The sequence below is a fragment of the Thermosipho globiformans genome (assembly GCF_003990895.1).
Lineage (GTDB): Bacteria > Thermotogota > Thermotogae > Thermotogales > Fervidobacteriaceae > Thermosipho > Thermosipho japonicus.
This window is the reverse complement of record NZ_BHXD01000045.1, coordinates 1-638: the sequence shown is the minus strand read 5'-3', so window position 1 is coordinate 638 and position 638 is coordinate 1. Positions and strand designations below refer to the sequence as shown.

Annotated in this window: 2 tRNA genes and 1 rRNA gene; all 3 read left to right on the top strand. The window is 55.8% G+C overall.

The features are described 5' to 3' along the window. Positions 1 to 80: 80 nt before the first annotated feature. Positions 81 to 157: transfer RNA gene (locus EO083_RS09760), tRNA-Ile, on the top strand. A gap of 12 nt (positions 158 to 169) precedes the next feature. Then, positions 170 to 245 (top strand) — tRNA-Ala (locus EO083_RS09755). A gap of 35 nt (positions 246 to 280) precedes the next feature. Further along, a 23S ribosomal RNA gene (locus EO083_RS09750) occupies positions 281 to 638 on the top strand; the annotation flags it as partial.

Sequence of the window (638 nt, the reverse complement as noted above, 5' to 3'; positions counted from 1 at the left end):
TACCGGAAGGTGCGCCTGGATCACCTCCTTTCTAAGGAGTAAAAAACAATCAGGACTGCTATCCATTTTTGAGTGGCTGAGGGTTCGTAGCTCAGTTGGTTAGAGCGCACGCCTGATAAGCGTGAGGTCGGAGGTTCGAATCCTCCCGAGCCCACCACGTGAGGAGGATGGGGATGTAGCTCAGCTGGGAGAGCGCCTGCTTTGCAAGCAGGAAGTCAGGGGTTCGAATCCCCTCATCTCCACCAGAGGGTCATTGAAAAATGCATAGGGAAAAGATAGAGGTGAAGGTGATAAGGGCACGCAGTGGATGCCTAGGCGGCAGGAGGCGAAGAAGGGCGTGGCAAGCTGCGAAAAGCCCGGGGGAGCTGCAAGCGAGCGAAGATCCCGGGATACCCGAATGGGGCAACCTGGGTAGTCGTTGAGGCTACTCACCCGTAAGGGTGCGAACCGGGGGAAGTGAAACATCTCAGTACCCCGAGGAAAAGAAATCAAACGAGATTCCCTGAGTAGAGGCGATCGAAAGGGGAGGAGCCTAAACCAACGTGGTAACACGTTGGGGTAGTGGGACAAGTCCGGGCGTAAGCCGGGGAGTTACAAATCCTTACTCTAGCCGAATGGTCTGGGAAGGCCAACCGGAG